This window comes from Haemophilus sp. HN_Hi08 (assembly GCF_049824455.1).
Taxonomy (GTDB): domain Bacteria; phylum Pseudomonadota; class Gammaproteobacteria; order Enterobacterales; family Pasteurellaceae; genus Haemophilus; species Haemophilus influenzae_D.
Map to the genome: position 1 here is coordinate 314,003 of NZ_CP187493.1, position 18,550 is coordinate 332,552.

17 protein-coding genes and 2 pseudogenes are annotated in these 18,550 nt (G+C 37.8%); 10 read left to right on the top strand and 9 right to left on the bottom strand.

Annotated features, from left to right (window positions below):
* The first annotated feature begins 11 nt into the window (after positions 1-11).
* Positions 12-1,658, top strand: a complete 1,647-nt coding sequence (groL, locus tag ACPT8O_RS01545; protein WP_021034589.1) for a chaperonin GroEL — start codon at positions 12-14, stop codon at positions 1,656-1,658.
* 256 nt (positions 1,659-1,914) lie between these two features.
* On the opposite strand, the gene ACPT8O_RS01550 is transcribed toward groL, so the two are convergent.
* A complete protein-coding gene (locus tag ACPT8O_RS01550; RefSeq protein ID WP_021034588.1) occupies positions 1,915-3,369 on the bottom strand; it encodes an aminoacyl-histidine dipeptidase in 1,455 nt (484 codons plus the stop codon).
* Between the two features lie 109 nt (positions 3,370-3,478).
* Between ACPT8O_RS01550 and gpt the strand changes: the two genes are divergently transcribed.
* The 4 genes from gpt (at position 3,479) to ispF (ending at position 5,497) form a co-directional block, all read left to right on the top strand.
* Positions 3,479-3,946 carry a xanthine phosphoribosyltransferase gene (gene gpt / locus ACPT8O_RS01555; protein WP_005632242.1) on the top strand — a complete coding sequence of 156 codons (468 nt, stop codon included), beginning with the start codon at positions 3,479-3,481 and terminating at the stop codon, positions 3,944-3,946.
* A gap of 122 nt (positions 3,947-4,068) precedes the next feature.
* On the top strand, positions 4,069-4,347 hold the full coding sequence (ftsB, locus tag ACPT8O_RS01560) for a cell division protein FtsB (protein WP_005658968.1): 279 nt from the start codon (positions 4,069-4,071) through the stop codon (positions 4,345-4,347).
* A complete protein-coding gene (ispD, locus tag ACPT8O_RS01565) occupies positions 4,347-5,024 on the top strand; it encodes a 2-C-methyl-D-erythritol 4-phosphate cytidylyltransferase (RefSeq protein WP_021034586.1) in 678 nt (225 codons plus the stop codon). Before ftsB ends, ispD begins: the two co-directional genes overlap by 1 nt.
* The gene (ispF, locus tag ACPT8O_RS01570; RefSeq protein ID WP_021034585.1) at positions 5,021-5,497 is read left to right on the top strand and encodes a 2-C-methyl-D-erythritol 2,4-cyclodiphosphate synthase; all 477 of its coding nucleotides are present in this window, start codon (positions 5,021-5,023) and stop codon (positions 5,495-5,497) included. Before ispD ends, ispF begins: the two co-directional genes overlap by 4 nt.
* A 69-nt stretch (positions 5,498-5,566) precedes the next feature.
* Here ispF and ACPT8O_RS01575 read toward each other — a convergent pair whose 3' ends face one another.
* The 4 genes from ACPT8O_RS01575 to ACPT8O_RS01590 all read right to left on the bottom strand — a co-directional run bounded on the left by ACPT8O_RS01575 (position 5,567) and on the right by ACPT8O_RS01590 (position 7,187).
* Entirely contained in the window at positions 5,567-5,734 is a 168-nt protein-coding gene (locus ACPT8O_RS01575) for a hypothetical protein (RefSeq protein WP_021034584.1), read from the bottom strand.
* 264 nt (positions 5,735-5,998) lie between these two features.
* A complete protein-coding gene (gene dtd / locus ACPT8O_RS01580; RefSeq protein WP_021034583.1) occupies positions 5,999-6,433 on the bottom strand; it encodes a D-aminoacyl-tRNA deacylase in 435 nt (144 codons plus the stop codon).
* The gene (mioC, locus tag ACPT8O_RS01585) at positions 6,430-6,870 is read right to left on the bottom strand and encodes an FMN-binding protein MioC (protein ID WP_021034582.1); all 441 of its coding nucleotides are present in this window, start codon (positions 6,868-6,870) and stop codon (positions 6,430-6,432) included. The genes dtd and mioC overlap by 4 nt, the downstream gene beginning before the upstream one ends.
* A gap of 98 nt (positions 6,871-6,968) precedes the next feature.
* Complete coding sequence (locus ACPT8O_RS01590; RefSeq protein WP_005650820.1) at positions 6,969-7,187, bottom strand: cell division protein ZapB; 219 nt, start codon at positions 7,185-7,187, stop codon at positions 6,969-6,971.
* A 161-nt stretch (positions 7,188-7,348) separates the two neighbouring features.
* Here ACPT8O_RS01590 and glpX point away from each other — a divergent pair, with 161 nt between their 5' ends.
* The gene (gene glpX / locus ACPT8O_RS01595) at positions 7,349-8,350 is read left to right on the top strand and encodes a class II fructose-bisphosphatase (protein ID WP_021034581.1); all 1,002 of its coding nucleotides are present in this window, start codon (positions 7,349-7,351) and stop codon (positions 8,348-8,350) included.
* Between the two features lie 54 nt (positions 8,351-8,404).
* On the opposite strand, the gene cydC is transcribed toward glpX, so the two are convergent.
* The 4 genes and pseudogenes from cydC to ACPT8O_RS01615 form a co-directional block, all read right to left on the bottom strand.
* On the bottom strand, positions 8,405-10,063 hold the full coding sequence (cydC, locus tag ACPT8O_RS01600; protein ID WP_021034580.1) for a thiol reductant ABC exporter subunit CydC: 1,659 nt from the start codon (positions 10,061-10,063) through the stop codon (positions 8,405-8,407).
* Positions 10,056-11,801: an ABC transporter ATP-binding protein/permease gene (locus tag ACPT8O_RS01605; RefSeq protein ID WP_021034579.1), complete on the bottom strand. Its 1,746-nt coding sequence runs from the start codon at positions 11,799-11,801 to the stop codon at positions 10,056-10,058. Before ACPT8O_RS01605 ends, cydC begins: the two co-directional genes overlap by 8 nt.
* A gap of 127 nt (positions 11,802-11,928) precedes the next feature.
* Positions 11,929-12,018, bottom strand: a pseudogene (locus ACPT8O_RS01610) (ABC transporter); the annotation flags it as partial.
* A gap of 127 nt (positions 12,019-12,145) precedes the next feature.
* Positions 12,146-12,235, bottom strand: a pseudogene (locus tag ACPT8O_RS01615) (ABC transporter); the annotation flags it as partial.
* A 362-nt stretch (positions 12,236-12,597) separates the two neighbouring features.
* Between ACPT8O_RS01615 and ACPT8O_RS01620 the strand changes: the two are divergent.
* The 4 genes from ACPT8O_RS01620 (at position 12,598) to ACPT8O_RS01635 (ending at position 18,543) form a co-directional block, all read left to right on the top strand.
* Positions 12,598-15,561, top strand: a complete 2,964-nt coding sequence (locus tag ACPT8O_RS01620) for a TonB-dependent hemoglobin/transferrin/lactoferrin family receptor (RefSeq protein ID WP_425623330.1) — start codon at positions 12,598-12,600, stop codon at positions 15,559-15,561.
* Between the two features lie 260 nt (positions 15,562-15,821).
* A complete protein-coding gene (locus ACPT8O_RS01625) occupies positions 15,822-16,181 on the top strand; it encodes a type II toxin-antitoxin system RelE/ParE family toxin (RefSeq protein WP_005694481.1) in 360 nt (119 codons plus the stop codon).
* Positions 16,174-16,470 carry a helix-turn-helix domain-containing protein gene (locus ACPT8O_RS01630; RefSeq protein ID WP_005650837.1) on the top strand — a complete coding sequence of 99 codons (297 nt, stop codon included), beginning with the start codon at positions 16,174-16,176 and terminating at the stop codon, positions 16,468-16,470. The genes ACPT8O_RS01625 and ACPT8O_RS01630 overlap by 8 nt, the downstream gene beginning before the upstream one ends.
* Before the next feature lie 156 nt (positions 16,471-16,626).
* Positions 16,627-18,543 carry an ABC transporter ATP-binding protein gene (locus ACPT8O_RS01635; protein WP_021034575.1) on the top strand — a complete coding sequence of 639 codons (1,917 nt, stop codon included), beginning with the start codon at positions 16,627-16,629 and terminating at the stop codon, positions 18,541-18,543.
* The last annotated feature ends 7 nt before the right edge of the window (positions 18,544-18,550 follow it).

Genomic DNA, 18,550 nt, shown 5'->3' on the forward strand with positions numbered 1-18,550 from the left:
GGAAAAAGAAAATGGCAGCAAAAGACGTAAAATTTGGTAATGACGCACGCGTAAAAATGCTTAAAGGCGTGAATGTATTAGCAGATGCAGTAAAAGTAACCCTTGGCCCTAAAGGTCGTAATGTAATTTTAGATAAATCATTTGGCGCACCAACTATCACTAAAGACGGTGTATCTGTTGCTCGTGAAATCGAATTAGAAGATAAATTCGAAAATATGGGCGCACAAATGGTAAAAGAAGTAGCATCTAAAGCAAATGATGCAGCAGGCGATGGTACAACTACTGCAACTGTGCTTGCTCAAGCTATCGTAAATGAGGGATTGAAAGCAGTAGCGGCAGGCATGAACCCAATGGATTTAAAACGTGGTATTGATAAAGCAGTAAGTGCGGTTGTTTCTGAGCTTAAAAATTTATCTAAACCTTGTGAAACAGCAAAAGAAATTGAACAAGTAGGGACTATTTCTGCAAACTCTGACAGCATTGTGGGTCAATTAATTGCTCAAGCTATGGAAAAAGTGGGCAAAGAAGGCGTGATTACTGTTGAAGATGGTACGGGTCTTGAAGATGAATTAGATGTGGTTGAAGGGATGCAATTCGATCGTGGCTACCTTTCTCCATATTTCATCAACAAACCAGAAACTGCAACGGTTGAATTAGATAATCCATATCTTCTTCTTGTAGATAAAAAAATCTCTAACATTCGTGAATTACTTCCAGTGTTAGAAGGTGTTGCAAAAGCAGGTAAACCATTATTAATCATCGCTGAAGATGTGGAAGGCGAAGCACTTGCAACCTTAGTAGTGAACACGATGCGCGGTATCGTAAAAGTTGCAGCCGTGAAAGCACCAGGCTTTGGAGATCGTCGTAAAGCGATGTTACAAGATATTGCAATTTTAACAGCGGGTACAGTAATTTCTGAAGAAATCGGTATGGAGCTTGAAAAAGCGACACTTGAAGATCTTGGTCAAGCAAAACGTGTTGTTATCAATAAAGATAACACAACCATTATTGATGGTATCGGAGATGAATCTCAAATCAAAGGTCGTGTGGCTCAAATTCGCCAACAAATTGAAGAATCAACTTCTGACTACGATAAAGAAAAACTTCAAGAGCGCGTTGCTAAATTAGCTGGCGGCGTGGCAGTAATCAAAGTAGGCGCAGCAACTGAAGTTGAAATGAAAGAGAAAAAAGACCGTGTAGATGACGCATTACATGCAACTCGAGCTGCGGTTGAAGAAGGTATCGTTGCCGGTGGTGGCGTTGCATTAGTTCGCGCAGCAGCGAAAGTTGCAGCAAGCCTAAAAGGTGACAACGAAGAACAAAATGTGGGTATCAAACTTGCATTACGTGCGATGGAAGCACCTTTACGTCAAATCGTCACTAACTCAGGCGAAGAAGCATCTGTTGTGGCAAGTGCGGTTAAAAATGGCGAAGGAAACTTTGGTTATAACGCAGGTACAGAACAATACGGCGATATGATCGAAATGGGTATCTTAGATCCAACTAAAGTAACTCGTTCTGCATTACAATTCGCGGCATCCGTAGCAGGCTTAATGATTACCACTGAATGTATGGTAACTGATCTGCCAAAAGATGATAAAGCCGATTTAGGTGCTGCTGGAATGGGCGGTATGGGTGGAATGGGCGGAATGATGTAATTCGCTTATACGAGTAAAAAATCTATCCCAACAGAAAATTTGAGCTCTATATGACTTAGGGCTCAAATCTACTAAAATAAGGGATACTAATTTTAGGCTTAGAAGATATCTGTAATAGTCATAAAAACAACTATATACAAAATGATACCCTTATAAAAATAAGGGTATCTTATGCAACACTAGCTAAATTTCGATCTTTTATGCAGCTACTACATAATCACCAGAAATTTTAACCGCACTTTTAATTAATATTAGATTACTTCGCAGGAATATCGGCAAGTACTCTTGTCAATAAATCCCAATAGGTTTGTACTGTTGCGATTTCCACTTTTTCATCTGGCGAGTGAGCATTTCGGATTGTTGGCCCAACAGAAATCATTTCAATGTGTGGATAATGTTCTTTTAAAAGACCACATTCTAATCCTGCGTGAATGACTTTCACTACAGGTTGCTCGCCTAGCACTTCAGCATAATGTTTGCGAGTAACGTCTAAGATAGTTGAGTCATTTACTGGTTGCCAGCCTGGGTAAGGCGCAGAAAACTCAACTTTTGCATTTGCTAAGATTGCAAGTGAGCTAAGCATTTCAGTTACGTAATATTTACCGCTTTCAATTAATGAACGAATTAAAATGGTGCTTTTTACCGCGTTACCTTCTGTTTTCAATACGCCAACGCTTAATGAGCTTTCTACAACATTTTTAACTACATCACTATTGCGGATTACGCCGTTTGGCAATACGTTGAGTGCATTAATTACCGTTTGAGTACTTTGTGCTGTGAATACTGTTGCAGATTTTTCTACAAATTCTACAAAAAGTGTGAGATTAGGTTCGGCAATGGCTAATTCTTCTTTAAGCACAACTGCGAGATTTTCTACCGCACTTTCTATGGCTTTTACATCGCCATTAAAGGCTAATACAGCCACAGCTTCTCGAGGAATTGCATTACGAATTGAGCCACCACGAATTTCAGAGAGAGTAAAGTGCGGTTCATTTTGAGAGAGTTTTGCTAATACTCGCGCTAACACTTTAATTGCATTTGCACGTCCTGTATGAATATCAACACCAGAATGGCCGCCACGTAAACCTTTAAGGGTGATTTGTACACTATGCTCAAACGTATTGGTTTCATATTGAACTGGAATTTCAAAGTTTGCGTTAATGCCGCCCGCACAACCAATGTAAATTTCGCCAATTTCTTCGGTATCTGTATTGATTAAAATTTCAGATTGTAACCAGTTATGACGCAGGTCTTTCGCACCATCCATCCCCGTTTCTTCTGTCATTGTTAAAAGCACTTCAAGAGGTGGATGCGCTAAATCATTGCTTTCTAACACAGCTAGAGTAGAGGCTAAACCGATACCATTGTCAGATCCTAATGTTGTACCTCGCGCTTTTACCCATTCTCCATCAATATAAGGTTGAATAGGATCTTTGGTAAAATCATGCGGGTTACCTTCATTAGCCTGTGGCACCATATCTAAGTGCGCTTGTAGAACAACAGGTGTGTGATTTTCCATTCCTTTCGTCGCGGGTTTACGAATGAGAACATTGCCTACTTCATCGCGTTCCACAAAAAAATGCTTTTCTTTCGCCCAATTTACAATAAAGTTAGCTAACGCATCTTCATAATGAGAAGGATGAGGGATTGCACAAATTTGATCAAACCATTTCCATAACAATGAGGGTTGAAGTGTTGTAATTTCAGACATAATTGCTCCTTTTACTGAAAATATTTACGAAATAATAGCATAAAACGCCATTTCGGGTTATCCTTACGCAATTTTTTATTTCTCGATAAATTTAAACTAAGGTGCAATTATGAGCGAAAAATATGTGGTGACCTGGGATATGTTTCAAATGCATGCCCGCAAATTATCAGAACGTTTACTTCCAGCTTCCCAATGGAAAGGTATTATTGCGGTAAGTCGCGGTGGTTTGTTTCCAGCGGCTGTGTTGGCTAGAGAATTAGGTCTTCGCCATATTGAAACCGTTTGTATCGCAAGCTATCACGATCATAACAATCAGGGAGAACTACAAGTTCTGCATGCAGCCCAAGTGCCAAATGGCGGCGAAGGGTTTATCGTAGTAGATGATTTAGTTGATACGGGTAATACAGCGCGTGCAATTCGTCAAATGTACCCAAATGCAAAATTTGTCACTGTATTTGCAAAACCTGCAGGTGCGGAATTAGTAGATGATTACGTGATTGATATTCCACAAAATACTTGGATTGAGCAACCTTGGGATTTAGGTTTAACCTTTGTTCCACCTCTCTCTAGAAAATAATTTTTACACAAAAAAGTGCGGTTAAAATAAAAGAATTTTTAACCGCACTTTCTTTCATTTTATCGTTTTTCCTAATTTTTCACGGTAAACTGGTTAAAATTTTACTCACAACAAATATCCGTATGCGACTTCTTATTTTAATCCTTCTTTCAGTATTAGTATTGTTTCAATATGATTTTTGGTTTGGCAGTAACGGCTTTTTAGATTATCGTCAAAATGCTGAGAAAATTAAGGAAAATCAAGCAGAAAATGAAAAGCTATCTCAACGTAATCAGCGTATTAATGCAGAAATTCAAGGATTAACAAAAGGTTTTGAAGCGATCGAAGAACGCGCACGAATGCAACATGGCTTAGTGAAAGAAAATGAAGTGTTCTATCATATTGTAAAAGAGAGTAAATAATGGCTCGTTCAATTATTGTGGTCTTGCCTGCGGCTGGTGTTGGTTCACGGATGCAAGCGGATAAACCTAAACAATATTTAACGCTGCTTGGCAAAACACTGCTTGAACATACACTCGATGTGATGCTTTCTTATCCTGCCGTATCTAAAATTATTTTGGCTGTAAGCAAAGATGATCCTTATATTTCTACACTATCGCTCGATCCTAAAATTCAGCTAGTGGAAGGTGGCACAACGCGAGCTGAATCTGTCTTAAATGGTTTAAATGCAATTGCGGAAAAAAATGCGTGGGTGCTTGTTCACGATGCTGCTCGCCCTTGTTTACAACATGCTGATATTGATAAATTGTTAGCTATTGAAGATAAACAGGGTGCGATTTTGGCAATCCCAGCAACAGATACGATTAAACGGGCGGATAATCAGCAATGTATTGTGAAAACAGAAGATCGTAGCCAGCTTTGGCAAGCAATGACACCGCAGTTTTTCCCAGTAGATATATTAAGAGATGCGCTTTCCACAGGAATTCAACGAGGTGCGAATATAACAGATGAAGCATCAGCAATGGAACTGGCAGGATTTCGACCGCACTTGGTGGCTGGACGCGGCGATAATTTAAAAGTGACTCGTCCAGAAGATTTAGCATTAGCAGAATTTTATTTAACAAGGAATAAATTATGATCAGAATTGGACACGGCTTTGATGTTCACGCTTTTGGCGAAGATCGTCCATTAATTATTGGTGGTGTAGAAGTGCCTTATCACACTGGCTTTATTGCGCACTCTGATGGCGATGTAGCACTACACGCATTAACTGATGCAATCTTGGGGGCAGCGGCTTTAGGCGATATTGGAAAACTTTTCCCAGATACCGATATGCAATATAAAAATGCGGATAGTCGAGGCTTACTGCGTGAAGCGTTTCGTCAAGTGCAAGAAAAGGGATATAAAATTGGTAATGTTGATGTTACCATCATCGCACAAGCACCTAAAATGCGTCCACATATTGATGCAATGCGTGCCAAAATAGCTGAAGATCTCCAATGCGATATTGAGCAAGTTAATGTAAAAGCAACGACCACCGAGAAATTAGGCTTTACAGGAAGACAAGAAGGAATTGCTTGTGAAGCTGTTGCCCTTTTAATCCGACAATAATTGCCTATCCTTAAAAGTGCGGTGAAATTTTAAAAGAATTTCATCGCATTTTTATTTTTGTGATCTGGATCACAGTTTTAACCAAAGAAGAGGCATACCATATTCTTGTACAGTCAGTTTGTAGTTGATAATACAAACAATAAATGAAAAGGTTTCGGCGCAAGAAAGGAAGTTTGCGCCGTTTGGCATTGCACTGTGCAATTTACCTATTGGGTTTGGCGGGCTGTTGTCTGACATTCCCGATTATCCCAAATCAGTGAAATAATAAGCGATTGCTCGGTATTATTAAGTGGTCATTGGTGAAAGGAAACGCCCATTTATAGGTGAGGGAGCAATGGAGGGCTTCAGTCCGCTTTTTGCTTACCAACCTTGTTGTTAGGTAATATATGGTTCATTATTAATTGATGGAATTTATACGTTTTAACAAGAATATTCCATTCACTAAACCATTTAATAAACAAATGTAAAACAGCGAGCTTATTACCAAATTCGATTTTCTTGTTATACATTTAACCAAAACGTCACAGGCCCATCATTTGTTAAGCTCACTTGCATATCCGCTGCAAATTGCCCTGTTGAAACAGGTAATTTCTCACCGCACTTTTGGATAAAATATTCATATAATTCATTAGCCAATGCTGGGGACGCACCTTTTGAAAAACTCGGGCGTAGACCTTTTTGTGTATCCGCCGCTAATGTAAATTGCGAAACGATAAGTAATTCCCCTTGTACTTGTTGAACATTTAAATTCATTTTGTCATTTTCATCACTGAAAATTCGATAATTAAGCACTTTTTCAGCAAGTTTATCCGCTTTTTCTTGGTTATCTTCTTTTTCTACACCAAGTAAAACTAATAACCCCTTTCCAATTTGCCCTATTGTTTCGCCATTTACATCCACTTTTGCTTGAGACACACGCTGAATTAGGGCAATCATTTCAATCCCTCAATAAAACTCGGTAACCATTCTTCAGCATAACTTTCTTGATCATCCACGTTTAACACGTCAATTTTTAAAGTCTCACAAATTTTGACCGCACTTTTTGCTTGAAGTGTTTGCTCCACTTGTTCCGCAGCATAGCAGAAAGTATCATAATCAGAATTACCTAATCCAACGACCGCAAAGCGAACATCTGAAAAATCCTTTTGGCTATTCGCTAATTCATCAAATAGAGGTTTTAAATTGTCTGGTAATTCGCCTGCACCGTGCGTTGAAGTGACAATCAGCCAAATTTTCTCGTTTTCAATGTCAGATAAATTTGGTCCGTGAAAAAGTGCGGTGGAAAAACCTTGAGTTTCTAAAACATCGTTTAAATGCTCGGCAACATATTCCGCCCCACCTAAAGTGCTGCCTGAAAGAATACAAATGTGCATTTTATTATCCTATATTTATTTTCTTCTCAAAGAGAAAAGAAAATTATTGAAATGATTAATAATAAAAAGGCTTAGAAAATCTAAGCCTTTTATTACGATTAAACGTTATCAAACTTACCAAGTAATGAACGAATATGCTCTTGCCAGTTACGATGTTCGTTTTTCAGCTGTTCATTTTCAGTTTGTAAGTTTTCAATATTTCTTTGAGATTCTGCGTTTTTCTCTTTTAATTCTTCAACTTCTAATTGAAGTAATTGGATAGTTTCTACCGCTTGTTTAATTTTTTCTTCAAGCTGGTCTAAAATTTCTAAAGACATAATGATTTCCTTTTAAATATGGGTAAGTTTAGGGGTATTTTACCCAGTAAATTTACCTTTTTAAAGCATTGAATAAAAATTTATTATGCAAACGATTACTCAGTGATAGAATGATGCTATTTTTGCCATAATCTTGAAAAATAAGCAGAAGGAGAATAATAATGAATCGAGCATTAGCCATTGAATTTTCACGAGTGACGGAAGCAGCCGCTCTAGCAGCTTACACGTGGCTTGGTCGAGGAGATAAAAATGCGGCAGACGATGCAGCGGTAAAAGCGATGCGTTATATGCTGAATTTGATCCATATGGACGCTGAAATCGTTATAGGTGAAGGCGAAATTGATGAAGCCCCAATGCTTTATATTGGCGAAAAAGTCGGCTCTGGCTTAGGGGAATTAGTTTCTATCGCAGTAGATCCTATTGATGGTACACGTATGACCGCAATGGGGCAATCTAATGCTATTTCTGTCTTGGCTGCAGGTGGCAAAAATACCTTTTTAAAAGCACCTGATATGTATATGGAAAAATTAGTGGTGGGTTCAAATGTAAAAGGCATAATTGATTTAAATTTACCACTGGAACAAAATCTTCGCCGCATCGCATCTAAACTAGGAAAATCCCTTTCTGACCTTACCGTAATGGTATTAGCAAAACCACGTCACGAGGCCATAATTAAACAAATACATAATTTGGGCGCGAAAGTATTGGCAATTCCTGATGGCGATGTAGCAGGTTCTGTACTTTGCTGCTTACCTGATGCTGAAGTCGATCTTCTTTATGGAATTGGTGGTGCGCCAGAAGGTGTGGCAGCTGCTGCAGCCATTCGAGCATTAGGTGGCGATATGCAAGCGCGGTTAATCCCACGCAATGAAGTAAAAGGCGACACCGAAGAAAATAAAAAAATTGCAGCTAATGAAATTCAGCGTTGTGCAGCACTGGGCGTAAAAGTGAATGAAGTGTTAAAACTGGGAGATCTCGTGCGTGATGACAATCTTGTATTTACTGCAACGGGCATTACCAATGGCGATTTGCTTAAAGGTATCTCCCGCAAAGGTAATTTAGCCAATACTGAAACCATTTTAATTCAAGGAAAATCTCGTACAATTCGTAAAATTCAATCCATTCATTATTTGGATGACCTTTATAAAATTTTGAATATTTAGTATTAGAAACAAAAAAATCGCACCTTTAACAGTGCGATTTTTTCTTATATTAATTTAGGACATTCTACCGTTTTCTATACCAATTACCTGATCACAAATTGCCATAGTGGATTGGCGGTGGCTGACGAGAATAATCAATTTTTCAGCTTTAACATTGAGTAATGATTTCAAAATCATTGCTTCGTTTAAGCTATCCAAATTGCTAGTTGGTTCATCAAGTAAAATAATCGGCGCATTATGCAAGAATGCTCGTGCAATACCGATACGTTGTTTTTCTCCGTCAGAGAGATTGCCACCCAATTCCGTCATTTTTGTTTGATAGCCTTGTGGCAAACTCAAAATAAAATCATGAATTGAGGCTTTCTTCGCTGCTTCCATAATTTCTTCTAAGGTTGCATCACGGCGAGCAAGGCGAATATTTTCCTCAATAGTTTCGTTGAAAATATAGGTTTGCTGAGTAATGTATGCCATATTGTCACGCAAGCTACGAGTGTTAATATTCGGTAAAGTTTCGCCGTTAATTTTAATGCTACCTGATTTAGGATCGTAAAAACGCATAAGCAGTTTTAACAAAGTACTTTTACCGCTGCCGCTTCTGCCGTGAATACCTAAAATTTCGCCTTTTTTCACAGATAAGCTGACATCCGATAAAATTTGTTCTTCGCCGTAAGCGAAGTTTAGGTTCTCTACATCAATGCGAGAAACATCTTTTAAATCTACCGCACTTTCTACGTCTTTTAACTCTGGTTCTTCTGCTAACAAACTTAATACTCGTTCGCCAGAAGCCAAAGTTTGTAATAAGTTGCTTGAAAGGTTACTTAAGGCGATAACTGGCCCATAGCTCGACATTAATAAAATAACGCCGATTAAAAAGGCAGCGAAATCAATTTTATCTAAGCTAAACAAAATTAAGCCAGTAAACAGCATAATGATGTTGAAAACAGATACTGCCACTTCAGTATAAACACGAACTTTCGCTTCTTGGTCTTTAATGCGTTCAAAGGCGGTATCAATTTTTTGGCTACGTTGTTGGATTTCTGCTAAACGTTGTTGTGCATAGCCAAAAAGCTGAATTTCTTTCATACCACGCACGCTGTCAAGGAAGAAATCATTCATTTCGCCGACTAATTCACGATAGCGTCTGCCATCTTCACGAGCCAATTTGGTGGTGATAATCGGTAAAATCACACCTACCGTTAAATAAGCGGCTAATGCGACAACTACAAACCAACCTGAAAGATGGGCAAAGACCAACAATAGAATCGCAGAGGTAAAGAACGCAATCATAATTGGTGCAATGGTGTGTGCATAAAATACTTCGAGCAATTCAATATCATTGGTTACTAATGACACTAATTGCCCTGCTTGTTTATCTTGCAACTTCACAAAAGCCAAACGACGCAAAGAAGAAAACACTTTGTCACGCAATAATGCGAGTAATTTAAAAGCAATATAATGCCCAGACATTTGCTCTAAATAACGCAATACACCACGAGCCACCGCTAATACGATAAGTGCGGTCAAAATGCCAGAAAAACTTAAATGGGTGTCAAAGTTTAAGAGATTTACTAACCCCATTGCACCAAACACCATAATAAAGATGGCAGCAAGGAAACCGAGCGTCCCCATAGTAATGGTAAACGCCATAATGTGTGCAAGTGGAGTCACTAATTTCAACAAATGCCCCATTACAACAAAACCATTTTTACGCATTTGCCACCTCTCTAATTTGTTCTAAATCTTTTTGTTGTTGGAACATTTCAGCATACGCACCTTGTTTTGCCATTAAGCTTTCGTGTGTGCCTTGCTCAATCAATTTGCCTTGGTCAAGCACATTAATACAGTCCGCATTCACAGCATTTGCCAAACGGTGAGAAATCATCACAATGGTTTTTTGTTGTTTAAATTGTTGAATAAACTGCAAAATAATTTCTTCGCTTTCCACATCAATATTACTGGTCGCTTCATCAAAAATATAAAGCTCGGCATTGTGTAACAAAGCACGCGCTAAAGCTAAACGTTGAATTTGACCGCCCGATAAATTCGCACCTCGGCTTAATAGCTGCATATCTAAGCCGCCATTTTCGCGTACAAATTGGGCGAGATTCACTTGTTCTAAACAAGCATAAATTTGTTCATCTGTGGCATCAATTTTCGCCATCGTCATATTTTCACGCAGCGAGCCTTTAAACACATAACTGCTATGGCTTACTAACGATACTTTTTGATAGAAAGAAGTGCGGTCAATATTGAGGGCGTTTTGTCCATTAAATAAAATCTCACCTTGTTGCGCTTTATTAAAGCCCATCAATAACGAAACCAAGGTTGATTTACCGCAACCACTTTTACCCACAAATACAGAAAGTTGGTTTGGCAAGATACTCAAATCTAAACCTGTAATTGCTGGTTTTTCTTCACTATAAGAAAAATGCAGATCTTTAATTTCCACTTGAAGGTTATTTTTGGCTTCAAAATCCACCGCACTTTGTTGGATTTCCACTGGTGTATCAAGCAATGTGAAGATCTTATCTGAAGCCGCTTTGCCATTCATCGCCACATGGAAGAATGAACCAAGCAAACGAAGCGGAATAAAGAACTCAGAAGAAAGGAGAATAAATAAAATCACGCCTAACACGCTGAGTTGTGCATCTTGGAATTGCAATAATGCAGTTAAAATCCCAATTGCAGCACCACCGTAAGCAAGTAAATCCATCAGTGATACCGAGTTAAGCTGCATAGTAAGCACTTTCATGGTGATTTTGCGGAAATGCTCAGCCTCTTTATCCATCGCTTTCGCTTTATAAGCGTCGTCTTGATAGATTTTTAGCGTAATTAAACCCTGTAAGTTATCTAAAAAGCTACTGCCTAATCCCACATAAATCGACCAATATTTTGCCAAGAGTTTTTTCGCAATTTTATTTACTGCAATGATCGACATAGGGATAAGCGGCACGCAAATTAATAAAATAATGGCTGTTTTAAAGCTGAAAAATATCAGGAAAGCAAAGAGGGTAAGCGGTGCAAGCAAGCTATAAAAAAGCTGCGGCAAATAACGCCCAAAGTAGATTTCAAGCTGTTCTACACCTTCTGATGCCACTTGGATAATGCTTGAAGTGGATTGCTGGTTCACTTGGTTAAGCGGCATAGAAGCCAATTTACGATAAATAAGGCTACGCAATTCATGCTTCACTTTTGTGCTGGCAAAATAAGACGCCTGCACCGATTTTTTACCCGCAAAAGCACGTAATGCCAATGCTGCAATCAAAAGGATGCCAAAAATGACCGCACTTAACGGGCTCAATTCGTGAAAATAAGCCGCCTGTAAAATATAAGAAAACACGACGGCACTAATAATCCCGCCAACTAACGCCACCCAATTCCACAACACCGTGACGCCAATCCATTTTTTGCTGTCAGCCACCGTGTTAATTAGGCGTTTATCTATCATCATAATGATTACTCCTAAAATAAAAAGAAGTACGCATAGAAAGAATTATACGTACTTAATGTAGGGTGGGCTTCAGCCCACCAAAATATCTCACGACTGTTTGATGGTGGGCTGAAGCCCATCCTACAACTACTAACGCCACCCAATTCCACAACACCGTGATACCAATCCATTTTTTACTGTCAGCCACCGTGTTAATTAGGCGTTTATCTATCATCATAATGATTACTCCTAAAATAAAAAGAAGTACGCATAGAAAGAATTATGCGTACTTAACGTAGGGTGGGCTTCAGCCCACCAAAATATCTTACGATTGTTTGTTGGTGGGCTAAAGCCCACCCTACAACTACTAACGCCACCCAATTCCATAACACTGTGACACCAATCCATTTTTTGCTGTCAGACACCGTGTTAATTAGGCGTTTATCTATCATCATAATGATTGCTCCTAAAATAAAAAGAAGCACGCATAGAATGATGCGTACTTAATGTAGGGTGGGCTTCAGCCCACCAAAATATCTCACGATTGTTTGTTGGTGGGCTAAAGCCCACCCTACAACTACTGAAGCCCACCAAAATATCTCACAATTGTTTATTGGTGGGCTAAAGCCCACCCTACAACTACTAATCAACAATCAATGGCTCGCATTATAGGAAACAAGCAGGTTTAAATACAGAAAATAATAAGAATAGTTTTTATTTCTTGATTTTTATCAAAAATCAATCTTTATTGTTGTGAGAAAATGCTTCCTCGTATAATATATTTGAGAATTATTATTATTTTTTTATAGGATTAAATATGACCAATTTTAGATTAAACGTGCTTGCCTATTCCGTTATGCTTGGGCTAACGGCAAGTGTTGCTTATGCTGAACCAACCAACCAACCAACCAACCAACCAACCAACCAACCAACCAACCAACCAACCAACCAAAATAGTAATGCTTCTGAACAACTAGAACAAATAAATGTTTCTGGCTCTACCGAAAATACTGATACGAAAGCTCCGCCAAAAATTGCCGAAACTGTAAAAACGGCTAAAACGCTAGAAAGAGAACAAGCAAACAACATTAAAGACATCGTTAAATACGAGACGGGCGTTACTGTTGTTGAAGCAGGAAGATTTGGACAAAGCGGTTTTGCGATTCGTGGGGTAGATGAAAATCGAGTAGCGATTAATATTGATGGATTACGTCAAGCTGAAACCTTATCTTCTCAAGGCTTTAAAGAACTTTTTGAAGGTTATGGTAACTTCAATAACACGCGTAATGGTGCAGAAATTGAAACCTTAAAAGAAGTAAATATCACAAAAGGTGCTGATTCTATTAAGAATGGTAGTGGTTCCTTAGGTGGTTCTGTAATTTATAAAACAAAAGATGCGAGAGATTATCTCCTTAACAAGGATTACTATGTAAGTTACAAAAAGGGATACGCTACGGAAAATAATCAATCATTCAATACCCTTACTCTTGCTGGACGTTATAAAAAGTTCGATGTGCTAGTGGTTACAACAAGCAGAAATGGACATGAACTTGAGAACTATGGTTATAAAAATTATAACGATAAAATTCAAGGTAAAAAAAGAGAAAAAGCAGATCCATATAAAATTGAACAAGATAGTACATTATTAAAATTATCTTTCAATCCTACAGAAAATCATCGTTTTACCTTTGCCGCTGATTTATATGAACATCGTTCTCGTGGGCAAGATTTATCCTATACACTAAAATATCAACGTAGTGGTTATGAAACCCCTGAGGTTGAATCTAGACACACCAATGATAAAACAAAGAGACGTAATATTTCATTTAGTTATGAAAATTTCTCCCAAACTCCATTTTGGGATACGCTAAAACTCACTTATTCTGATCAACGTATTAAAACTCGTGCACGCACAGATGAGTATTGTGATGCAGGTGTAAGACATTGTGAAGGCACAGACAATCCTACGGGACTAAAATTAACAGATGGCAAAATAACACGTCGAGATGGATCAGAACTTCAATTTGAGAAAAAAAACAAAAACAATAATGATGAATATAACTTCAATAGATTTATTGATACTGATGGTCAAGTAATTGACAAAGGAATTAAGCTAGGGCGCACCTCTGAAACTTGGTATGATTGTTCAATATTTAATTGTGATGATAAAAAAATAAAAGTTTTTGAGGGTAACAATTCTTATGGCCATGATGGAAAATGGAAAGAAGTTGAACTTGAAACAAAAACATTAAATGGCAAAAAATTCGCTAAAATAAAGGATACGGGTTATAAAATAAGATCTATTCTTCCCTCTTCACCTGGTTATTTAGAACGTCTCTGGCAAGAGAGAGATTTAGACACCAACACTCAACAATTAAATTTAGATTTAACCAAAGACTTCAAAACTTGGCATATTGAACATAATCTACAATATGGTGGATCATATAATACCGCGATGAAGCGCATGGTTAATCGTGCTGGCAATGATGCTTATGATGTGCAATGGTGGGCTGAACGTACTTTAGGCTTTAAAACAAGTTGGTACGCACCACTAGAAACTCCAGAAACCTGTGAAGGATCATCTACCTGGAATGCTAACCTTTGTCCTCGAGTTGATCCTGAATTTTCTTACTTATTACCCATTAAAACAACAGGAAAATCAGTCTATCTCTTTGATAATTTTGTTATAACTGATTATTTATCTTTTGATTTGGGTTATCGTTATGACAATATCCATTATCAACCAAAATATAAACACGGTATCACACCCAAATTACCCGATGATATTGTGAAAGGATTATTTATTCCATTAAAACAAAATGCAAAGACTGATGAAGATATTAAGAAAAATGTACAACAAAATATTGACTATATCGCTAAGCAGAACAAAAAATATAAAGCACATTCTTATAGTTTTGTTTCAACGATTGATCCAACGAGTTTTCTTCGTTTACAACTAAAATATTCTAAAGGTTTTAGAACACCAACTTCAGATGAAATGTATTTCACCTTTAAACACCCTGATTTCACTATTTTGCCAAATACTGATCTAAAACCAGAAATAGCAAAAACCAGAGAAATTGCTTTCACATTACATAATGATGATTGGGGATTTATCTCGACAAGTCTGTTTAAGACTAACTATAAAAACTTTATTGACCTAATATTTAAAGGGGAACAAGATTTCCCTTTAGTTAGCGGAGGTAGCTCATTACCATTTTCTCTTTATCAAAATATAAATAGAGATAATGCGTCTTTAAAAGGTATTGAAATTAATTCAAAAGTATTCCTTGGTAAAATGGCAAAATTTATGGATGGGTTTAACCTGAGCTATAAATATACCTATCAAAAAGGCAGAATGAATGGCAATATTCCTATGAATGCAATTCAGCCTAAAACGATGGTGTATGGCTTAGGCTATGATCACCCAAGCCAAAAATTTGGATTTAATTTCTACACTACCCACGTAGCAAGTAAAAATCCAGAAGATACTTATGATATTTATGCGAAAGATAAAAACCAAACCAACACTAGCATAAAATGGCGCAGTAAATCTTATACTATTCTAGATTTAATTGGATATGTGCAACCAATTAAAAACTTAACCATAAGAGCTGGTGTATATAATCTTACAAACCGTAAATACATTACTTGGGATTCTGCGCGTTCAATTCGTTCATTTGGTACAAGTAATGTTATAGATCAATCAACAGGATTAGGCATTAACCGTTTCTACGCCCCAGGTAGAAATTATAAAATGTCAGTTCAGTTTGAATTTTAAACCTGTCTAAAATCAAAAGTGCGGTAAATTTTTACCGCACTTTTTCTTAAGAAAGGATCTATCTTTTACTCTCTCTTTCAAAGCCAATGTTCAAACATCGGCATTTGTGCAAAATCTCCTTGAAAATCAAGCTATTTTTGCGATCTAGATCGAAAGATTGAAATGACTATCTCGCCAAATTTTTAGTTTCTATTTATGATTACACATCAAAAATTAATAACTTATTAGTTATTGAAATAAGTAGATAAATAGGATAAATTATGTACGAGATTCTCTTTTACAGAGACCAAAATGACATTGAGCCAGTGAAAGAGTATCTGCTATCTCTGGCTCAAAATGAAAGCAAAGATAGTCGAATTAAACTGAATAAAATTCGAGATTATGTAAAGTTATTAAGCGAACTCGGGACGTCTGTTGGCAAACCCTATGTGAAACATTTAGACGGTGAAATTTGGGAACTTCGTCCAATTAGGGATCGCATCTTGTTTGCAAGATTAATGGATGGTCGCTTTGTCTTACTACATCAATTTATGAAGAAAACACAAAAAACGCCAAAACGAGAAATCCAAACAGCCCAACAACGCTTAAGTGAATTAAAAGAGAGATTGAAAAATGAATAAAATTAGCCCATTAGGTTCAAATTGGAATGAGTTTGAACAGCAAATTTTCAATGAAGAAGAAATCCGAGAAAGTAATTTGCGTGTAGCCTTAATTAAAGAATTGATTACTTCTCGCCAGCAACTTGGGATTTCCCAAAAACAACTTGAAACCTTAAGCGGTGTGAAGCAACCTATGATTGCACGCATTGAAAAAGGACAAACGAATCCTCAGCTTGAAACGTTGTTAAAATTGCTCGCTCCTTTAGGGAAAACCCTGTCGATTGTGCCTCTAAGGGTAAAAAATGCCTAAGATATACCCGTTTGACTTGTTATATTATAAATAGTTTTTATTGCGTCTTATTATACGTGGCTTTTTTGACTAGAAAATCGATAAAATCGGAATAGACTGTTCCGAGAAAAGAAAAAATATTGCAAAATAGCCTCAAATTAAGACCTATGTAGAAAAATGATTATATTTAGTAACTTATCTTTAAAACGAGGGCAAACGGAACTTCTCGAAAATGCTTCTGCTATGATTAATCCCAAGCAAAAAGTCGGTTTGGTGGGGAAAAATGGTTGTGGAAAATCTTCGCTTTTTGCCTTATTAAAAAAAGAATTAATGCCAGAGGGCGGAGAGGTGAATTATCCAGCAAATTGGCGAGTCTCTTGGGTAAATCAAGAAACGCCTGCATTGGATATTTCTGCGATTGATTATGTGATTCAAGGGGATCGTGAATATTGCCGTTTGCAACAAGAGCTTGAACGTGCAAATGAACGCAATGACGGTAACGCTATTGCGCGTATTCACGGGCAATTAGAAACCTTGGATGCGTGGACAATTCAATCTCGTGCCGCTTCTTTATTGCATGGTTTAGGATTTAGTCAAGAAGAAACAATACAGCCAGTGAAAGCCTTTTCGGGCGGTTGGCGGATGCGTTTGAATTTGGCACAGGCATTGCTTTGTCCATCGGATTTATTGTTACTGGATGAACCGACCAACCATTTGGATTTGGATGCGGTTATTTGGTTAGAACGTTGGTTAGTGCAATATCAAGGCACCTTGGTATTAATTTCTCACGACCGTGATTTTCTTGATCCAATTGTGACAAAAATCCTTCATATCGAAAATCAGAAGCTCAACGAATACACGGGCGATTATTCTTCCTTTGAAGTGCAACGAGCCACTAAACTGGCACAACAAACGGCGATGTATCGTCAGCAACAACAAAAGATTTCCCATTTACAAAAATATATTGATCGCTTTAAAGCCAAAGCGACCAAAGCCAAACAAGCGCAAAGCCGTATGAAAGCACTAGAAAGAATGGAGCTGATTGCGCCTGCTTATGTGGATAATCCTTTTACTTTTGAATTTCGTCCACCGCAATCCTTGCCGAATCCGTTGGTGATGATTGAACAGGCAAGCGCAGGTTATGGTAGTGGCGAAAGTGCGGTAGAAATTTTAAGTAAAATTAAGCTGAATTTAGTGCCTGGTTCGCGCATTGGTTTACTCGGGAAAAATGGTGCAGGTAAATCAACCTTGATTAAACTTTTAGCTGGAGAACTGACCGCACTTTCAGGCACAGTTCAGTTGGCAAAAGGTGTTCAACTTGGTTATTTTGCCCAGCATCAATTAGATACTTTACGCGCAGATGAATCTGCTCTGTGGCATATGCAAAAACTCGCGCCTGAGCAAACGGAGCAACAAGTTCGGGATTATTTAGGCAGTTTTGCGTTTCACGGCGATAAAGTAAATCAAGCAGTGAAATCTTTTTCTGGAGGAGAAAAAGCTCGTTTGGTGTTGGCTTTGATTGTTTGGCAACGCCCGAATTTGTTACTACTTGATGAACCAACTAACCATTTGGATTTGGATATGCGTCAAGCATTAACGGAAGCATTGGTGGATTACGAAGGTTCTTTGGTGGTGGTGTCTCACGATCGTCATCTATTACGCAATACCGTGGAAGAATTTTATTTAGTTCACGATAAAAAAGTGGAAGAATTTAAAGGCGATTTAGAAGACTATCAAAAATGGCTGAGTGAACAAAACAGTACGTCTGAAAATAAAGTTTCAGAAAAAGTGGGCGATAATGAAAATTCGGTTCAAAATCGTAAGGAACAAAAACGCCGTGAAGCAGAGTTACGCCAACAAACTGCACCATTACGTAAAAAAATCACGCAATTAGAAGAAAAAATGAATAAATTTTCTTCTGAGCTTGCGAACATAGAAAATCAACTGGCAGATGCCGAATTATATAATGCGGAAAATAAAGAAAAATTGACCGCACTTTTGGCACAGCAAGTGGACGTGAAGAAAGCATTAGATGATGTCGAAACGGAATGGATGACTGCACAGGAAGAATTGGAAGAAATGCTTCAAGCGTAAGGATAGA